This is a genomic window from Actinotignum timonense (assembly GCF_900155575.1).
Lineage (GTDB): Bacteria > Actinomycetota > Actinomycetes > Actinomycetales > Actinomycetaceae > Actinotignum > Actinotignum timonense.
Genome location: NZ_LT706966.1, coordinates 1093427 through 1108275 on the forward strand (window position 1 = coordinate 1093427; position 14849 = coordinate 1108275).

Consider the following 14849-nt stretch of genomic DNA (forward strand, 5'->3'; position numbering starts at 1 on the left):
GGGGCGTAATTCCCGGGTAGGCTGGGGGAATGACCTTGGGAAATACGCACCACGCACAGGAACCGGATAGGAACGACGGCGCGCCTGCCCCGCTCCATATCGCTATGACCTCGGTGCATACCTCCCCACTGGCCACTCCCGGATCCGCCGATGCCGGCGGCCTCAACGTGGTGGTGACCAATACCGCCCAGGCCCTCGCCCGCGCCGGGCACCGGGTCGATCTGGTCACCCGCGCCAGCGAACCCGGCCAACCCTATATGCATGAGGTCATGCCGGGCGTACGTGCATTCTTCTTACCGGCTGGCCCGCGCCACCCCGTGGCGAAAAGCCACACCGATGGCCTCATCGCCCCTTTCACAGTGGAATTTCGCCGGTGGATGGCCGAGCACGGCAGCGGCGTCGATCTTATCCACTCCCACCACTGGTTCGCGGGCGTGGCCTGCCTGCCCGTCGCCCAGGAAACCGGGCGCCCTCACGTGCAGTCTTTCCATTCGGTAGCTGCGCGGGAAGGCCAAAATCTTGCCGACGGCGAACCCGCGGAATCCTCCGGGCGGGTGCCCGGCGAGGCGCGCTGCGTGCGCGAATCAGACCTCATTATTGCGGTATCCCAAGCGGAAAAAGAGATGATCGCGCAGCGCTACGGCACCCCGCCCTGCCCGGTCGAGATCGCGCATCCGGGCGTGGATATTGAGATGTTCCACCCGGCCCGCGCTGGCGGAGTCGTTGCCGCCTCACCGGCCGCTGCTCCCGGTGCCACGCGCGATGCCGCGCCCGACTGCGTCACCGAGGTGACCGGAGGGAGGGACTACGTTTTCTTCGCCGCCCGCCTCCAACCCCTGAAAGCCCCGGATTTAGCGATTCGCGCGCTCGCGGAGCTGCCCGCCGGCACCCGCCCGCTCCTCGTTATTGCCGGGGCGGCCTCCGATGACTTCGCCGGCTACGAGGACCACTTGCGCGCCGTCGTAACAGAAACCGGAATGGAAAGTGACGTCCGCTGCATCGGGCCGCTCCCACGCACCGGCCTCGCGGCCTTCCTCGCCCACGCGCAGCTCCTCCTCAACCCCTCTTTCTCGGAAACTTTTGGGATTATCAACGTGGAAGCTGCCGCTTGCGGCACCCCTGTGGTGGCCTGGGATTCCTCCGGGATTCCCGAATCGGTGCACGGCGGCGTGACGGGCACCCTGTGCCGCAGCCGCGAGCCGCGCGAATGGGCCGGCGCGGTGCGGGCCTACCTGGACGATCCGGATTTGCGGGCTCGGCACGGCGCCGCGGGGCGCGCCTTCGCCGAATCGCGCACCTGGGACGCGGTCGCGCGCGATTACGCCGCCGCCTACCGCACACTCGGGAGGAACGCATGAGCACCGCCGGCGGAACCAACGCGCACACTGACGCGCGCACCAGCAGTCAGACCCGCGCGGGCACCAACGCGATCCACTACACCTGGGACCCCGGCGACCCGCTCTTCGCCCGCACCCTTTTCCTCCACGCCCACCCGGACGACGAAGCGATCCAAGCCGGCGGCCTCACTGCGCTCCTCACCGCCGCCGGGCATCGCGTCAGCATCCTCACGTGCACCCGCGGCGAAGAAGGCGAAGCGGTTCCCGGGACCCTGCCCGCCGGGGCGGGGGAGGCCGAACTCGTTGCCCGGCGCGAAGCGGAAATCACTCGAGCGCGCGCCATCCTCGGGGTTACGGACGGCTTCTGGCTCGGCACCGTGCCCGCCCTCGCACCCGGCGCCGCGCCGCGCCGCTACCGCGATTCCGGGATGGCCTGGATCGCACCCGGGGTCGCCGGCCCCGCGCCCAGCGCCGGACCGCGCGCCTTTTCCCGCGCGGACCTGAGCGAAGAAATCGCAGATGCGCGGGCACTCCTCGCGCACGTGCGGCCCACCGTCATTATTGGGTACGACGCCGCAGCAAGCTACGGCCACCCCGACCACGTCCGGGTGCATCACCTGGCTCGCGCCCTAGGCCGGGTGAGCGGAATTCCGGTACTCGAGCTGGCATCCACTCCCGGGCAGGCCGGATGGTGCTACCGCAACGCCCGGGCTCATGAAGCCACCGTGGTGGCGGCGCTGCGCTGCTATGCCTCCCAGCTGACCGTAGTTGATCGTGCGGATCCTGGGCTTGCCGGCTTGCCGGTTATTGGCGCCGCGGGAGCCGGCGCCCCGGCACTGGGCCCTGCGCCCGACTCCGAACCCGCCCCGCAGCTGCTTATCCGGCACGTGGGCGGCCAGCTCCAGGAGCTTCCGCTCTGGCCGGGATTGTGCCCGGCCGAGTGGGCGCCGTCGTTCCCCGCTGTGGATTCTTCCGCGCGTGCCGCTAGCATGCCCCAGTCTTCCACGCCGGTGGCGGAATAAGGGCGTAATTTTTGGCTTATTGCGGCGCGCATAGGGACTTTTACGCCGGACCTGAGTAGCGTTAAGGTTGTGACTCCTCTCTTCAGACGCTCATCTCGCCGGCATTCGGCTCGTGAATCTCTTTCTCGTGATACCGCCGCGGTTCCCGAGGCCGCCGCGCTGCCCGCGGGCGACCGTGACCCCGCGGAACCCGGGCAGGATACGCCCGTCGCTTCCTCACCGGCCCCGGCCCCTGCCGAGTCCGCCGCCAGCGCGGAAGCCGCCGGACATTCCGCCACTCCAGCTCAGCAGGCACCGCAGGCCGGCGCTAGCGGCGTCGCACCGCACGGTGCCTCGGAAACCGCAGCTGTGCAACACGGAACTGAAAGTGACAGTAGTGGAGCGGAAGCGGAGGACCATCCCGCGCCGCTACCCGCCCCGCAGCGCGAAGAGCTCGTGTCGCGGGCCTATGCGGCCTGGCAGGAGGAGCTGGCCGCGCGGGCCGAGCGCGCGGCGGAGAATCTGGCCGCGCGGGTATGTATTGATCTCACCCATCCGCACCCGACCGGGGGAGCACAGTTTTCTTCCGGGGCGCCCACCCGCCTCACCTCGCTTATTCGGGAGGAGCGCAGCCAGCAGGAGGCCCTCGCTACCTGGCGTACCCTGCGGGACCAGGTGGCGCGCGCCGCGGAAGAATACGGGTACGCCCCGATTCAGCTGGCCAGCGGCAATCTGACGTGGACGGAGCTCCCGCCGCGCCGGCCCAGTGATGAGCTGGAGCCCGGCTATGAGGACACCGGCGAACTCAAGCTCGACCCGGAAGCGATGCGGGCCTACGCGGAGGAAGCCGCTGTTCACGCGGCGGCCGGCGGTTCTGGCTCGAACGGTGCAGAGGCAGCCCTCGGGGAGGGGTCGGCCGGATTCGAGGAGTCGCTCGAGCAACCCGCCACCCAAGCCGCCTCGGAAGCTGCCGGGCAAAGCACCGCGCAAGCCGCCACTCAAAACAGCGAAGAAACCCGGCAGGTGCGCGAAGTTAGCGTGCCGATTGTGTACCGCCTGCTGCAGGTGGAGGATGTAGGCACCGATGCCCTTATCCAAACCACCCCGGCCCTGTCCGTCAATCCGGATATTGTGAGCGCACTGCGCCAGCACGGCGCCCCGGTGCGCGAATTGGCCCAGCTCACCCGGGTGGAGCGGGCCACCGAAGATGAACTTATTACCCGGGTGCGGCGTCTATCGCATCTCTACCTGCCCGGGGCTTCCTACCGCCCGCAGGTGCTGCTGGGCATGTTTGCCGATCCGGCCGCGCGCGCGATTACCGACGCGGAGCTGCTGCGCCCGGTCATGATTCGTTCCGGGGTGCTCGCGGCGATTGCCGGGGATCGCGGAACCCACCAGCTCACCAGCGCCCCGCTCCCGCCGGCCGAAAAACGTGACCGGGCCCCCGAAGGCGAACGCGGGGTGGGCGATTTGGATGTGGCTGAACTTGCCGCGGTGGAAGCCGTGGCAACTGGCCGCGACGTCGTGATCGATACCCCGCCGGGAAGCGCGGACGTGACCACCCTGGTCGCGATTGCCGCGGACGCAGCCGCATCCAGCCGCTCCGTCCTCTATATTCCCGGCACCCGGGCGCGGCGCGCTGCGGTGACCGCGCGGGCCGCTGAGCTCGGCGTAGGTGAACTACTCATTGATCTTTCTGATATTAACGGCGCGGCTTTGCGGCTGCGCCAGGGCCTGCGCCAAAAGTTCCCGCAGATCGACGAAGAACGCACCCTGGCCGTGCGCCGCGATCTCAAGGCGGCGCGCCGCAGCCTGCGCGGCTACGTGAACGCCCTGCACGCCGTCGATCCGGTGTGGAATACCTCGGTATATGACGTGCTTGAGCATTTGGCTGAGCTCGCCGCCCAGCCCCAGGGCCCGGCCACGAAGGTGCGCCTGGATGCCACCGCCGCGGCCCGGGTACGTGAGGATCGCGAGGCGGTGCTCGAACGGCTCGCGGAGGCGAGCCGCGCCGGGGCTTTTAGCGGGGGCGGGAATTCGGAATGGTTGCGCGCGCAGGTGCGCACGGAGGACGACGCCGCCCGCGCCTTCTCCACCGTGACCCGCATGGCCACCGAAACCCTTCCCCTGGTTATGGAGCAATCCCAGCGGGTGGCCGGGGAGACCGGCCTGGCCCGCCCGAAGACCCTGGCTCAGTGGATGGAACAAATCAAGATGCTCGAAGGGATCGCCGATACCCTCGAGGTCTTCAAACCCGCCGTGTATGAGCGCTCAGTTGCCGATATGGTGATCGCCACCGCGAGCGATGAATGGCGCGCCGAGCACGGCGAAAGCATGAAACGTGCCCAGCGCCGCGCCCTGACCAAGCAGGCCCGCGATTTTGTGCGCCCCGGGATCCGGGTGGCGGATATGCACGCGGCCCTGAGCGAAGTGGCGCGCCAGCGCGATATTTGGCGCCGCTACAGCGCGGAAAGCGATTGGCCCACCCTCCCCGAGGGCATGACGATGATCCGGGCCACCGCCGCGGAAGTGGACGGGCAGGTGCGTGAACTCGAAGAATTCCTCCCGCACCGTGCCGGCCTGCGCCGCGAACCCATCGAAAACGTGCTGGCCCTGGTGCGCACCCTGGTCTCCCAGCGCCGGGTGCTTGATTCCCAGCCGCGCCGCATCGACCTGCTCCACGACCTTGAGGACAGCGGCCTGGGAGATTTCGCCCGCGATATGGCCCGCCGCGAAGTGAGCGGGGAAGCGGTGGCCGCCGAACTCGACCTGGCCTACACCAACTCTGTGTTCGAGCAGCTCATCGCCCGGAATACCGTGCTGGCCCAGGCCGGGCCGCAACAGCTGGCCATGCTCGTACACACGGTGCGGGACCTGGATCGCGAACACGTGGAGAGCCTGCCCGGGCCGGTGCTGCGCGCCGCGATCACCCATATGCAATCGGTGGCCCGCAAGCAGCGCGAAGAAACCGTGGCGGTGGACCGCTACCTGGCCCGCGCCGGCGTGAGCGCGCTGGCCGACGTGGCCGCTTCAGCAACCGCGCTGGTCCAGGCGGCCCGCCCCGTATGGGTGGTGCCCCCGGCTCTGGTCCCGGAGCTCATCCCCACCCTGCCCTGGGCGGATGTGGTGATTCTGGACGGTATCGAGGATATTCCGCTCGCCGCGGTGGTCGCCCTCATGGCGCGCGGCTCGCAGCTCGTCGTCCTCGGTGACGTGGCGCGGGCGGGCGCGGATAGCGCACTCGCGGCCCTGGCCGATGCGCTTCCGGTGTGCGAACTTCCCACGTTCCGTGCGCATCACGATGATCTTGCCCTCGCCTGCTTGCGCACCCTCGGGTACGACGACGCCGACCGCGCCGCTCCGGCAGGGCGGGTGCGCCGGGCGGACCGCCTGCAGGTGGTGGACGGGCGCGGGGTCCCCTCCCCGAATACCGGGATGGTGGAAGCCCCCAGCGCGGAAGTGGACGCGGTGGTGGATGCGGTGGTGGATCACCTCCTCACCCGCCCGGAAGAATCCCTCGCGGTTATTACGATTTCGCGTTTGCATGCCGTGCATGTGCGGGCGGCGGTGGAACGCACCATCGCGAATAGCCCGGCCCTGGCCGAGGCGGGCGAATCCGCGTCCAGCCTGGTGCCGGTGGTGGATATTACCGGTGCGAGCGGGCTGCGGCGCGACCGGGTTATTTTCTCGGTGGGCTTCGGCAAGACGGTCCACGGCCGGGTGCTTCATACTTTCGGCCCGCTTACCGAAGCGGAAGGCGCGCGCTACCTGAGCGAGGCACTCCTGGTTCCCAGCCGCTATATGAGTGTCATTTCTTCCCTGGGCCCCGGCGATATCGGGGTGGATGATCTTTCCGGGGCGGCCCCCCGGCTCCTAGCCACCCTGCTGGAGACGGCCGCCCGGGAAGAACTACTCATCGGTGCGGACGAGGACGTGGCCAAGGCCAGCCCGCTGCTCTTCGACCTGGCCGCGCGCCTGCGCGGGCGCGGGCTTTTCACCGCCCTCTACTACGGCTACGACGCCGGCTTGCGCATCCCCCTGGTTGTTGCCGAACACGAAGGCGATTGGCGGGTGGCTGTTCTGACCGACGACGCCGATTACGTTGCCGAACCATCGCTGCGCCGCCGGGACCGCTACCGGGTCGAGATGCTCGAGGATTTGGGCTGGAAGGTGGTCCAAACCTTCTCCTCGTCGATTTTCCTTGATCCGGAATCTGAGGCGGACCGTATTGAAGCGCTCGTGCGGGTGGTGCGCCGCGATGAGGCCGCCGCGCGCCACCGGGCCGAAGACACCCCCGCATTTGGGGCGGACGTCGCGGATGCGGTGGATGAAGCGGATGTTGCTGCGGCGGGTGCTGCTGGGGACGCTGGCGCGTCGGGTGCATCGGGTGCCGCGGGCGTGCCGGGCGCCGGAATGCCGGGCGTTGCTGACGCGGAAAGCACGGAAGGCGCGGAAGCTCAGCAGGGCGAAGCCGGCGCGGATAACACTTCGAGTACGCACACTCCGGCCCCGGGTAACGCGGCCGGCAGTGCACAGGCCGGAACTTCCGCGCCGGATCCGGAAGCATCGCGGCGAGCCCGAGGGAAGAAACCCGCGGTGCGGCCGGGCCTGCCGCTGGCCGCCTACTCGGATGATCAGCTTGATGACATGGTGGCCTGGATTGCCTCCGATGGGGTGGCTCGTAGCTCGGAACAGCTGGTGGAAGAACTGCGGAGCGAACTTGATATTCGCCGCCGCGGGCCCCAGGCCGATGCGGTGCTCGGTAATGTGGTGCGCCGCTCCGGCCTGGCCCAGGCCGATGCGGTGCTCGGTAACGTGGTGCGCCGCTCCGGCCTGGCCCAGGATTAGGCGCGCGGCCGTGGCGAGCAAGGCACATTCCGCACGCACCCACCGGGTGGTAGATAACAGCCAGGTGGCAGATAGCGGCCAGGGGGATGGTGCTCAGCAGGCAGCACGCGTCCACCGGGCGGTGGTGCGCCTCTCCGAGGTAGATGCCCGGCGGGTGGAAAGTGGCGAACTCAAGGATGCCGCCGAAGCCCTCCAGCGCCTCGCGCGCGGGGACGGGGGAGCGACCCTACCGCACCCGGATACGCCCACCAAAAAATCCGCGTTAAAAAAGAACGCCCTGGGGGCCACTACCGTGGCACCCCGGGACGCGGCCGTATCCGCACGTGATATTCGCATGCGGGATATCGTGGCGCGCACCGCTCACGAACAGAGCATTCTTGACGAGCGCCCGCCCCACTTCGGCAAGCTCTAAATGCAAGCTCTGAGCGGTAGCGGACTCCGGAAAACAGCGAAGCCCCGCACCCGCTCAGAACCGCGCGAGTTCAGAACCGCACGTATTCGAGCGGTGAGTCGCGCCGATTAGTCGGGCACATCAATCGCGCAGATTAGTCGCGCTTGGCACGCAGCTCATCACGGATCTCCTTGAGGAGGATGAGCTGGGGATCTTCCGGGGCCTCCGCGGCCGGCTTGGCGTGGCGTTCACGCATCTTATTCATGGGGAGTACCAGGAAGAAGTACAGCGCGAAAGCCACGATGAAGAAATTGACCACCGCGGTGAGGAAGCTCCCGAATTGGATTTCGCCCCCACCCAGGTGCCACACAAAATTACCGTCAAAATTCGGCTGCCCGAAAATTGCGGCGATAAGCGGCATGAGAATATGGTCCGTCAGGGACTTCACCACGGCTGAGAAAGCCGCGCCGACGATAACACCGACGGCGAGGTCCATGACGTTACCCTGCATAATGAATTTCTTGAAACCCGCGAGCACCTTCCATCCTTTCGCGCGGAGCGCCACCGGGACCACCCCGGTGGCAGAAACTATGGAGGGGCTACCAGCACTGCCCGCAAAGAATCCGCGGCAGCATAGCCCACGATAAGATTAGCGTCTTTTTCGCGAACAACCAGGTAGAGCACTCGATATGTGACACCCTCGGAGAGCATGCCGGCGTTCTTTTCCTCTTCACCGATCCCCACCACCGCGGCTCGTTCCACCACGCGGACCGCTCCGGCCTCCGTGCTGTGTTCTGGGGCCGGAGCATATAAGCCAATAAAATTACCCGGCTCAATAAAACTCCCGGTCCCATCGGAAGCCACCCGCACCGCCACCACCACGTGCCCGGCGGGCGGATCGCGTAAGAATTCTTGGGAGAGCAACACCCCGCGGGCCAGGGGATACCCGGCCGGAATATTGGCGGCCAAGCGTTGCCCGCTGGCCTCAGCTTCCGAAGAAAGCGCATTTTCCGGAATGAGATCCCGGGCCACGGTGCGCGCCTCCACATCACGCCCGCTCAGCACATGCCCGGCCGCTAGATTGCGGCGCGCGACCAGCACTTGCCCGGTTTCCGGGTAGCGGCGCTCAATTGCCTGAAGAATAGTGAAAAAAGCCAGGAGGGCAACCCCGGCCAGCAGCAGGTGGCGTGCCCGCCACAGCCGCGTGTGGATACCAGTCATAGCTTGAGGCTAGCGAGGAATGCTCAGCCGCAAACCAGAACTAGGCCCGCCTGTGGATACCGGCAGCGTTTCGCGAAGCTGGGGATAAACCGAGCGGCGTCGTCGTACTTAGTTTTGCGTGGAGCTCCCACCCGAGGAACGCGAGTCATTGTGGTAGAAACCCGAGCCCTTGAACACGATTGCGCTAATCCCTGCCATTACCTTCCGCAATGCGTCTTTCCCGCACTCCGGGCACGTGACCAGGGCGGCGGCTGTCATCGACTGGTGCGCATCAAAATGGTGACCGCAATTGTCACAACGGTAACTGTAGGTAGGCACGTTCTTCCTTTCCGGGCCGGTGGCCGAGCCGAGGGGCGGCCGGCACAAGCCGTACGGCGCATTATTCTAGCGCGTGACACGTGCCCTCGGGAAAGTCGCCCGCAACCCTAGTGCAGGGGAGAATGTCCGCCCAGGTCCACCACGGTTTCGGGGAGCAGAACGTAACGCACCGGCACGTCCATCTCATCGTGGGGGAGGGGCGTGTGCACGTATTCTTCGGGCCAAATCAGGGCGCCGACCGGGGTGGCGCTATCGAGCTGCTTGAGCACGCGGTCATACCAGCCTCCGCCCTGGCCCAGGCGCACGCCGTCGTGATTGACGAGCAGCGCGGGGATAAAAGCGGCGTCGACCTCGCGCAACACCATGGAATCGAGGGCTTCGCCCCGGGGTGCGGGCGGGCGGCCGGGTGCCTGGTCGGTAAGATTTTCCGCGCCGGTGTAGCGCGCCCACTGGCGGGTGAGCCCGGGGCCGAGCTTGGGCACAAGGAGGGTGCGCCCGCTGGCCACAATGGCATCGCATAGCGCCCGGGTACCCGGTTCGTTGTTGACGGAAATATAGCCGGCAACCGTGGTGGCGGTGCCGAGGAAATCCAGCACGGTGGTGACCCAGCGGGCTTCGGCTTCCTCCCGGGCGGCGGGCGTGCGCTTAGCCCGAGCCGCGCGCACCGTTGCGCGCAAGGCCTGTTTGGCTTCCGGCACCGCCATCGCGGAGACATCAGGAAGAGATAGGGTGTGGTCGGTCATGGCACCAGTGTGGCACGAGGTGCTGGATGCCCGCTAGGAGTAAGGCCCTTGTGGCTCGGAGCCAAGGCCCGTCGTGCTCTAATAACAAGGCCCGTGCGCGCGGCGTGAGCGCCGGCAGGCCCCCAAACCGGTACGCTGTGCTGTGTACCGAGGAGGAATACGTGAAAACAGTAGCCGAGCAACTCGATGAATTCTTAAAGGTCGCCCAGCCTTTGGAGGCTCTCGATGTGGAGCTTGCCGACGCGATGGGCTGTATTCTTGCCGAAAACGTTGTCGCGACTGTTGATGTTCCTCACACCGACCTGGCGGCCCTGGATGGGTACGCGGTGCGCGCGGACGAAACTTTCGGTGCCGAGCCTGCCCGTCCGGCGCATTTCCCGGTGACCGATGATATTTTCGCCGTCACCACCGACCGCATCGCCCACACTCCCGGCGCGGCGGCCCGCATTGCTTCCGGGGCGCGGATGCCCACGGGCGCGGACGCCGTTGTTCCCCTTATCGATACGGATCACGGGGAAGCGCAGGTGGATATTACGGCGCGCGTGGCCCCCGGGGAGAATGTGCGCGCGCAGGGTGAGGACCTGCGGGCCGGCACCACGATTCTGGAGGAAGGCACCCGTATTGGGGCGCGCCATATTGCCTTGCTGGCGGCGGCCGGGCGCGACCGGGTGCGGGTGCGGCCGGCGCCGCGCGTCGTCGTGATGTCTGTGGGCGATGAACTGGTGGCGCCCGGAAAAGCTTTGGGTAACGGAAAGATTTACGACGCGAATTCGCACGCGCTTGCCACCGCGGTACGTAACGCCGGGGCGGTTGCGTACCGCGTACCGGCGGTTTCCGATGACCGGCATCTCTTGCGCGAGTCTTTGGAGGACCAGCTGCTGCGCGCCGACGTTATCCTCACCACCGGCGGTTTGAGTTACGGGGGTGGAGATACCCTCAAGGAGGTCCTGTCTCCGCTCGGTTCGATGCGGTTCGACGCCGTCGCTATGAATCCGGGCCGGCACGTCGGGGTGGGTACCATCGGGGGCGACGGCGCAAATTCGGCACTCATGTTCTGCCTGCCGGGCAACCCGGTGGCCGCGCTGGTGTGCTTCGAGGTATTTGTGCGCCCCTCGCTGCGGAAAATGGCCGGCTACAAGCACGTGACCCCGCGCTCCATCCGGGCTCGGGCGGTGCGCGGGCTGCTCTCCCGGCCGGGCGTGCAGGATTACGTGCGGGTGCAGGTGTACGGCGATCCGCGCGCCGGCTACGAATTTGACCCGGTGGGGGATGTGGAGCTGCTCTCGCTGGCGAATTTCGCGAAATCGAATGGGCTAGCGGTGGTTCCCGCGGATAAGGAAAGCGTGGGAATCGGCGACGAATTGGAGTGCATGATTCTCAACGGGTAAGCCTAGCTTGAAGGGATAGCCCTGCTCAACAACCCCATTCGTCCCACGAATCACACCGTTGTTATTCTCTCTACGAAAGTAACGGCGCGTCCCTGCCTGAGCGCCCCGCGATTGGTTAAAGTGGCTGTGTGGGATTCCAGGGATACGCGTTGATGGCAGTAGTTGTGCTGCTCATGGTCTATGTCATCCCTGGTGTGTATCGGCGGCGCGTCATCCTCGCTGATGTGCGCATCGACGAACGCTATTCACCCCAGCTACGCACCCTCGCGCTGCCGGACGGAACGGCGGGCGTGGAAACTGGCGGGCCAACCGGGGCCATTTTTTTCCGGAAGCCGGAGGTCATCATGGCAGAGAACGACGAACGCGATATTCTTCCACCCAGCGCGGGGCGTAATGTGCGCACCCTGGCGCGGGAACGCGCGCGCCGTAAAGCACGTATTTCCCAACGCGCGGCGAACCGCCAGCGCGGTTTTGTGGTTGCGGGCGCTTTAGGCTTGCTCATTGTGGTGCTCGGCGCTCTTGCTTTTACGGCGACGATGCCCCGTTGGATTTTCTACGTTGCTGTGGGCATCGGGGTGCTGTACGGGGCGGGCTTCGGCTACCTCCTCAGTGAAATGGGGAAAGCAACCGCTCGGGACCGCGAGGATATTGCCGAGCTCACCGAGGAACTTGGTATCCGGAAGACCCGCGGGGCGCAGCGCCATTCGCGCCGCCCGGCTCGCCCGCGCCCCGGGCGTTCGGCGGTCTCGGCGGCTTCCGCCCATTCGGCTTTGAGCGCGGCCAGCGCGGCCCTGGGAAGCGATGACCTCGGGGCGCTGACGGCCGATGCGAGCCGCAGCGCGGATCTGGGGCGGAGTGCTGATCTCAGCCGGAGTGCGGCGAGCGCGAGCGCGGGGAGTGGGAGCGCGGCTACCACGCCGACGGCTGCCTCCGCGGCCACCGGCGGCGCAGATGCAGCTGGTGAAGGTGAAGCTGAAGCTGCTGGCGATGCTCGTGACGGTGGCGCTGGTGAAGCTCGCGATGCTCAGGCCGCGAACGCCGATGAATATGAAGCCGGGGTGAACCCGGGAAAAGCACGGAGCCGGAACGCGGGGGCGCGGGCGCCTAAGCGCCGTTCCGGCATTTCGGTGACCCTTGAACAAGGGATTATCGCCGCGGAAGATTTCGCTCCTATCGCCGGTTCGCAACGCGAACAAGCGGAGAAACTTCCCAAGCGTTTCGTGGCCGGAGCGGTTCCGCGCCGCCAGCTGTCCAGCTATACGCTCAAGCCGCAGATTCAACAGCGCACGGTAGCGCCCTACCAGGCTCCTGAAGCCCCGGTAGCTCCGGTGCCCTACCGCCCCAAGGAGATTGGCGAGCGGGTGACTTTCGTGGATGCTGTGGCGCAAGGTGCGGCGGCTTCCACAGTGCCGGCGGGTCAAGCTGCTCCGCAAGGTACCGCTCAGGCTGCGGTGGGGCAGGCAGCCGCTGTGACAGCGCCTGCTGGCCAAGCAACGCCGGCATCGATGGCCGAAGCCGCATTGCCTCCCGCACAGGCAGCTGCACCTGCGCATGATGGTCTTGCAGGTGGGGCGGCTCTGGACGAGCTGCTGCGCAAGCGCCGCGCGTAGCTTTGGCTGGCTGGATCGGTCTGGCTGACTGCTGAGCTACTGCGGCGCGGGTACTAACTGAAAAGGAAGATCGGGGAGTGGTGTAATGGGAACCACTCCCCGAAATTTCATTCCGGGCCGTTCGGGTGCTAAACTAATCAGGTCTTTGGGGCTATGGCGCAGTTGGTAGCGCGTCTCGTTCGCAATGAGAAGGTCAGGGGTTCGAATCCCCTTAGCTCCACCATTCTGGCTGGTAAATACCCACACACATCCATTTCGCATGCGGCTTGCAGACCTCACGAGAAAAGGGTAGACGAAACCCCGGCGATTTAGCCGAAGCTAGGGATCGTTCCGGGGTCTTTAACGGCTGACTATACCACCCTGGATCATAGAAAACTTGGGATGTGAGCCAGTACTTGCCGTAGAGGAATATTCCGCTTTTGGGGAGTCAGGGATTTAACTGGACTTCTTCTGCTGGTAAAGCGCGGACATCCAGATCTAGCGCTGGAGCTTCAGTTTTAACAATGAGCTTTTCGACCCTCCCCACAGCCGTGCAGTGTTGCGGAGCATTCGGCGGTGTTCCCTCGATGACTGCCACCTCAATGCGTCCATTAGTTTCCTTGACGACGGTACGTAACTTGAAACATTTGGGGTCGCCCGTGATAGCGGTAAAGGTCAGCTCGTGTGAATTTGTGACTTCGTACTTTGTCCAGTTTATTATCTTTTCCGAGTGTGAAGTGGCTTCGCTGCTCGAACAGCCACATAACGCAACGACGACGCTTAGGGATACTGTTAGCCCTCTTCCGATTTTTCTCGGTGGCGATTGAATCATTTCGCCTCCTAACCCGGTCTATGAGTCCTATTTTGACGTATGCGCGGATCCTGGAAAGCCATAACCCCGGCGATTTAGCCGAGGCTAGGGATCGTTCCGGGGTCTTCGATGGCCAGGATATCATGGACGGAGACGCTCATGGAGGCTTCCTTCTGCTCCAAAATTCTGTCGTTGGCCACCAATAAGCTTCGAGCATGTCACAGAACAGTCGTCGCCCCATTGCTGTGGATCTCTTTTCGGGAGCCGGCGGACTTTCCCTAGGTCTGGAGCAAGCCGGGTATGACGTTGCCGCGGCCGTTGAGTACGATCCGATCCACGCTGCCATCCACGAATTTAATTTCCCCTACGGCAAAACATTCTGCGTGGACGTGCGTAAGGTCAGCGGCGCAATGATCCGCTCCGAATCGAATATTCAGGACCAAGAGATTCACCTCGTAGCGGGAGGTCCACCCTGCAAGGGATTTCACTGATAGGCAAACGCTCTTTGGATGATGAACGTAATTCCCTCCTCAAGGAATTTGTCCGTTTAGTCCTGGAATTGCGCTCGCGCCCCAGCTACCCGAGTCCGCGGTATACACCACGCCGTATCAATGGTTCACTTCCGGAAGGGAACCTGCTCCCGCTGGGGCCCAGCGTCAGCGACGCTCTCGCAGTTCTACCCGACGCAGATACTTTTGAGGAGTTTGCTGCCCAGTGATTCGGTGGAGAGCGTTGAATACTCGGAACCAAGCCCCTACGCGGCAATCCTGCGTGGTGTCACACAAGATCTGAGGAATTACGCTCGACCCCGTCCATCCTCGGGTGATTACAGTACGGGAAGCAGCACGTTTGCACGGCTACCCGGATTGGTTCAGATTCCACATAACCAAGTGGAACGGCTTCAGAGAAATCGGAAACTCCGTTCCTGTCATGCTTGGCCGCGCGGTAGCCGCAGAGCTACTCAAGGCCGATAACATAACGCCGACCCGCGGTGAATTCACTCCACTCGGCAATGAAGCATTGCTCTCTTTCACCGCGACCGAAGCCCACGCCCACTTCGGGCTTACAGAACGCGTTATCCCGCAACGTAACAGAGTTCAAAGTTAGGGATTGGTGTATTGAAACGGAGGGGATGTCACGGTTATTATGTTGCAAAATGGATAAGTATTTATCTTAGTGAATACTATAAATGAAATTATCAT

13 protein-coding genes and 1 tRNA gene are annotated in these 14849 nt (G+C 65.1%); 10 read left to right on the forward strand and 4 right to left on the reverse strand.

The window, feature by feature from the left end; all coding sequences use genetic code 11:
- Positions 1-29 precede the first annotated feature (29 nt).
- The 4 genes from CZ322_RS04555 to CZ322_RS04570 all read left to right on the forward strand — a co-directional run bounded on the left by CZ322_RS04555 (position 30) and on the right by CZ322_RS04570 (position 7598).
- Positions 30-1358, forward strand: coding sequence for a glycosyltransferase (locus CZ322_RS04555; RefSeq protein ID WP_087070401.1), 1329 nt, complete (start codon positions 30-32; stop codon positions 1356-1358).
- Complete coding sequence (locus tag CZ322_RS04560; RefSeq protein WP_087070402.1) at positions 1355-2359, forward strand: PIG-L deacetylase family protein; 1005 nt, start codon at positions 1355-1357, stop codon at positions 2357-2359. The genes CZ322_RS04555 and CZ322_RS04560 overlap by 4 nt, the downstream gene beginning before the upstream one ends.
- 69 nt (positions 2360-2428) lie before the next feature.
- Positions 2429-7186, forward strand: coding sequence for a hypothetical protein (locus CZ322_RS04565; RefSeq protein ID WP_087070403.1), 4758 nt, complete (start codon positions 2429-2431; stop codon positions 7184-7186).
- A 10-nt stretch (positions 7187-7196) separates the two neighbouring features.
- Positions 7197-7598, forward strand: coding sequence for a hypothetical protein (locus CZ322_RS04570; protein ID WP_087070404.1), 402 nt, complete (start codon positions 7197-7199; stop codon positions 7596-7598).
- A 133-nt stretch (positions 7599-7731) separates the two neighbouring features.
- On the opposite strand, the gene mscL is transcribed toward CZ322_RS04570, so the two are convergent.
- The 4 genes from mscL to CZ322_RS04590 all read right to left on the reverse strand — a co-directional run bounded on the left by mscL (position 7732) and on the right by CZ322_RS04590 (position 9859).
- Positions 7732-8115: a large conductance mechanosensitive channel protein MscL gene (gene mscL / locus CZ322_RS04575; protein ID WP_026428418.1), complete on the reverse strand. Its 384-nt coding sequence runs from the start codon at positions 8113-8115 to the stop codon at positions 7732-7734.
- 50 nt (positions 8116-8165) lie between these two features.
- Positions 8166-8798 carry an SAF domain-containing protein gene (locus tag CZ322_RS04580; protein ID WP_087070405.1) on the reverse strand — a complete coding sequence of 211 codons (633 nt, stop codon included), beginning with the start codon at positions 8796-8798 and terminating at the stop codon, positions 8166-8168.
- A gap of 108 nt (positions 8799-8906) precedes the next feature.
- Positions 8907-9116: an FmdB family zinc ribbon protein gene (locus CZ322_RS10330; RefSeq protein WP_081689984.1), complete on the reverse strand. Its 210-nt coding sequence runs from the start codon at positions 9114-9116 to the stop codon at positions 8907-8909.
- Positions 9117-9223: 107 nt separating this feature from the next.
- Positions 9224-9859, reverse strand: coding sequence for a 5-formyltetrahydrofolate cyclo-ligase (locus CZ322_RS04590; protein WP_087070406.1), 636 nt, complete (start codon positions 9857-9859; stop codon positions 9224-9226).
- Between the two features lie 161 nt (positions 9860-10020).
- Between CZ322_RS04590 and CZ322_RS04595 the strand changes: the two genes are divergently transcribed.
- From CZ322_RS04595 to CZ322_RS10420, 6 genes are all read left to right on the forward strand, one after another.
- Positions 10021-11247, forward strand: a complete 1227-nt coding sequence (locus tag CZ322_RS04595; RefSeq protein WP_087070407.1) for a molybdopterin molybdotransferase MoeA — start codon at positions 10021-10023, stop codon at positions 11245-11247.
- A 128-nt stretch (positions 11248-11375) separates the two neighbouring features.
- On the forward strand, positions 11376-12857 hold the full coding sequence (locus tag CZ322_RS04600) for a DUF6667 domain-containing protein (protein ID WP_234984463.1): 1482 nt from the start codon (positions 11376-11378) through the stop codon (positions 12855-12857).
- 147 nt (positions 12858-13004) lie between these two features.
- Positions 13005-13080: transfer RNA gene (locus tag CZ322_RS04605), tRNA-Ala, on the forward strand.
- 782 nt (positions 13081-13862) lie between these two features.
- Positions 13863-14138 (forward strand): DNA cytosine methyltransferase, encoded by a 276-nt coding sequence (locus CZ322_RS10105; protein ID WP_200807170.1) that lies wholly within the window; start codon positions 13863-13865, stop codon positions 14136-14138.
- Positions 14139-14152: 14 nt separating this feature from the next.
- Positions 14153-14365: a hypothetical protein gene (locus CZ322_RS10110; RefSeq protein WP_200807171.1), complete on the forward strand. Its 213-nt coding sequence runs from the start codon at positions 14153-14155 to the stop codon at positions 14363-14365.
- 104 nt (positions 14366-14469) lie between these two features.
- Positions 14470-14754 (forward strand): DNA cytosine methyltransferase, encoded by a 285-nt coding sequence (locus CZ322_RS10420; RefSeq protein WP_200807172.1) that lies wholly within the window; start codon positions 14470-14472, stop codon positions 14752-14754.
- Positions 14755-14849 lie beyond the last annotated feature (95 nt).

Excerpts from the sequence above, each read along its gene's own strand:
- CZ322_RS04555 (WP_087070401.1), top strand. The coding sequence starts at position 30 with ATGACCTTGGGAAATACGCACCACGCACAGGAACCGGATAGGAACGAC.
- CZ322_RS10105 (WP_200807170.1), top strand. The coding sequence starts at position 13,863 with ATGTCACAGAACAGTCGTCGCCCCATTGCTGTGGATCTCTTTTCGGGA.
- CZ322_RS04580 (WP_087070405.1), bottom strand. The coding sequence starts at position 8,798 with ATGACTGGTATCCACACGCGGCTGTGGCGGGCACGCCACCTGCTGCTG.
- CZ322_RS04560 (WP_087070402.1), top strand. The coding sequence starts at position 1,355 with ATGAGCACCGCCGGCGGAACCAACGCGCACACTGACGCGCGCACCAGC.
- CZ322_RS04590 (WP_087070406.1), bottom strand. The coding sequence starts at position 9,859 with ATGACCGACCACACCCTATCTCTTCCTGATGTCTCCGCGATGGCGGTG.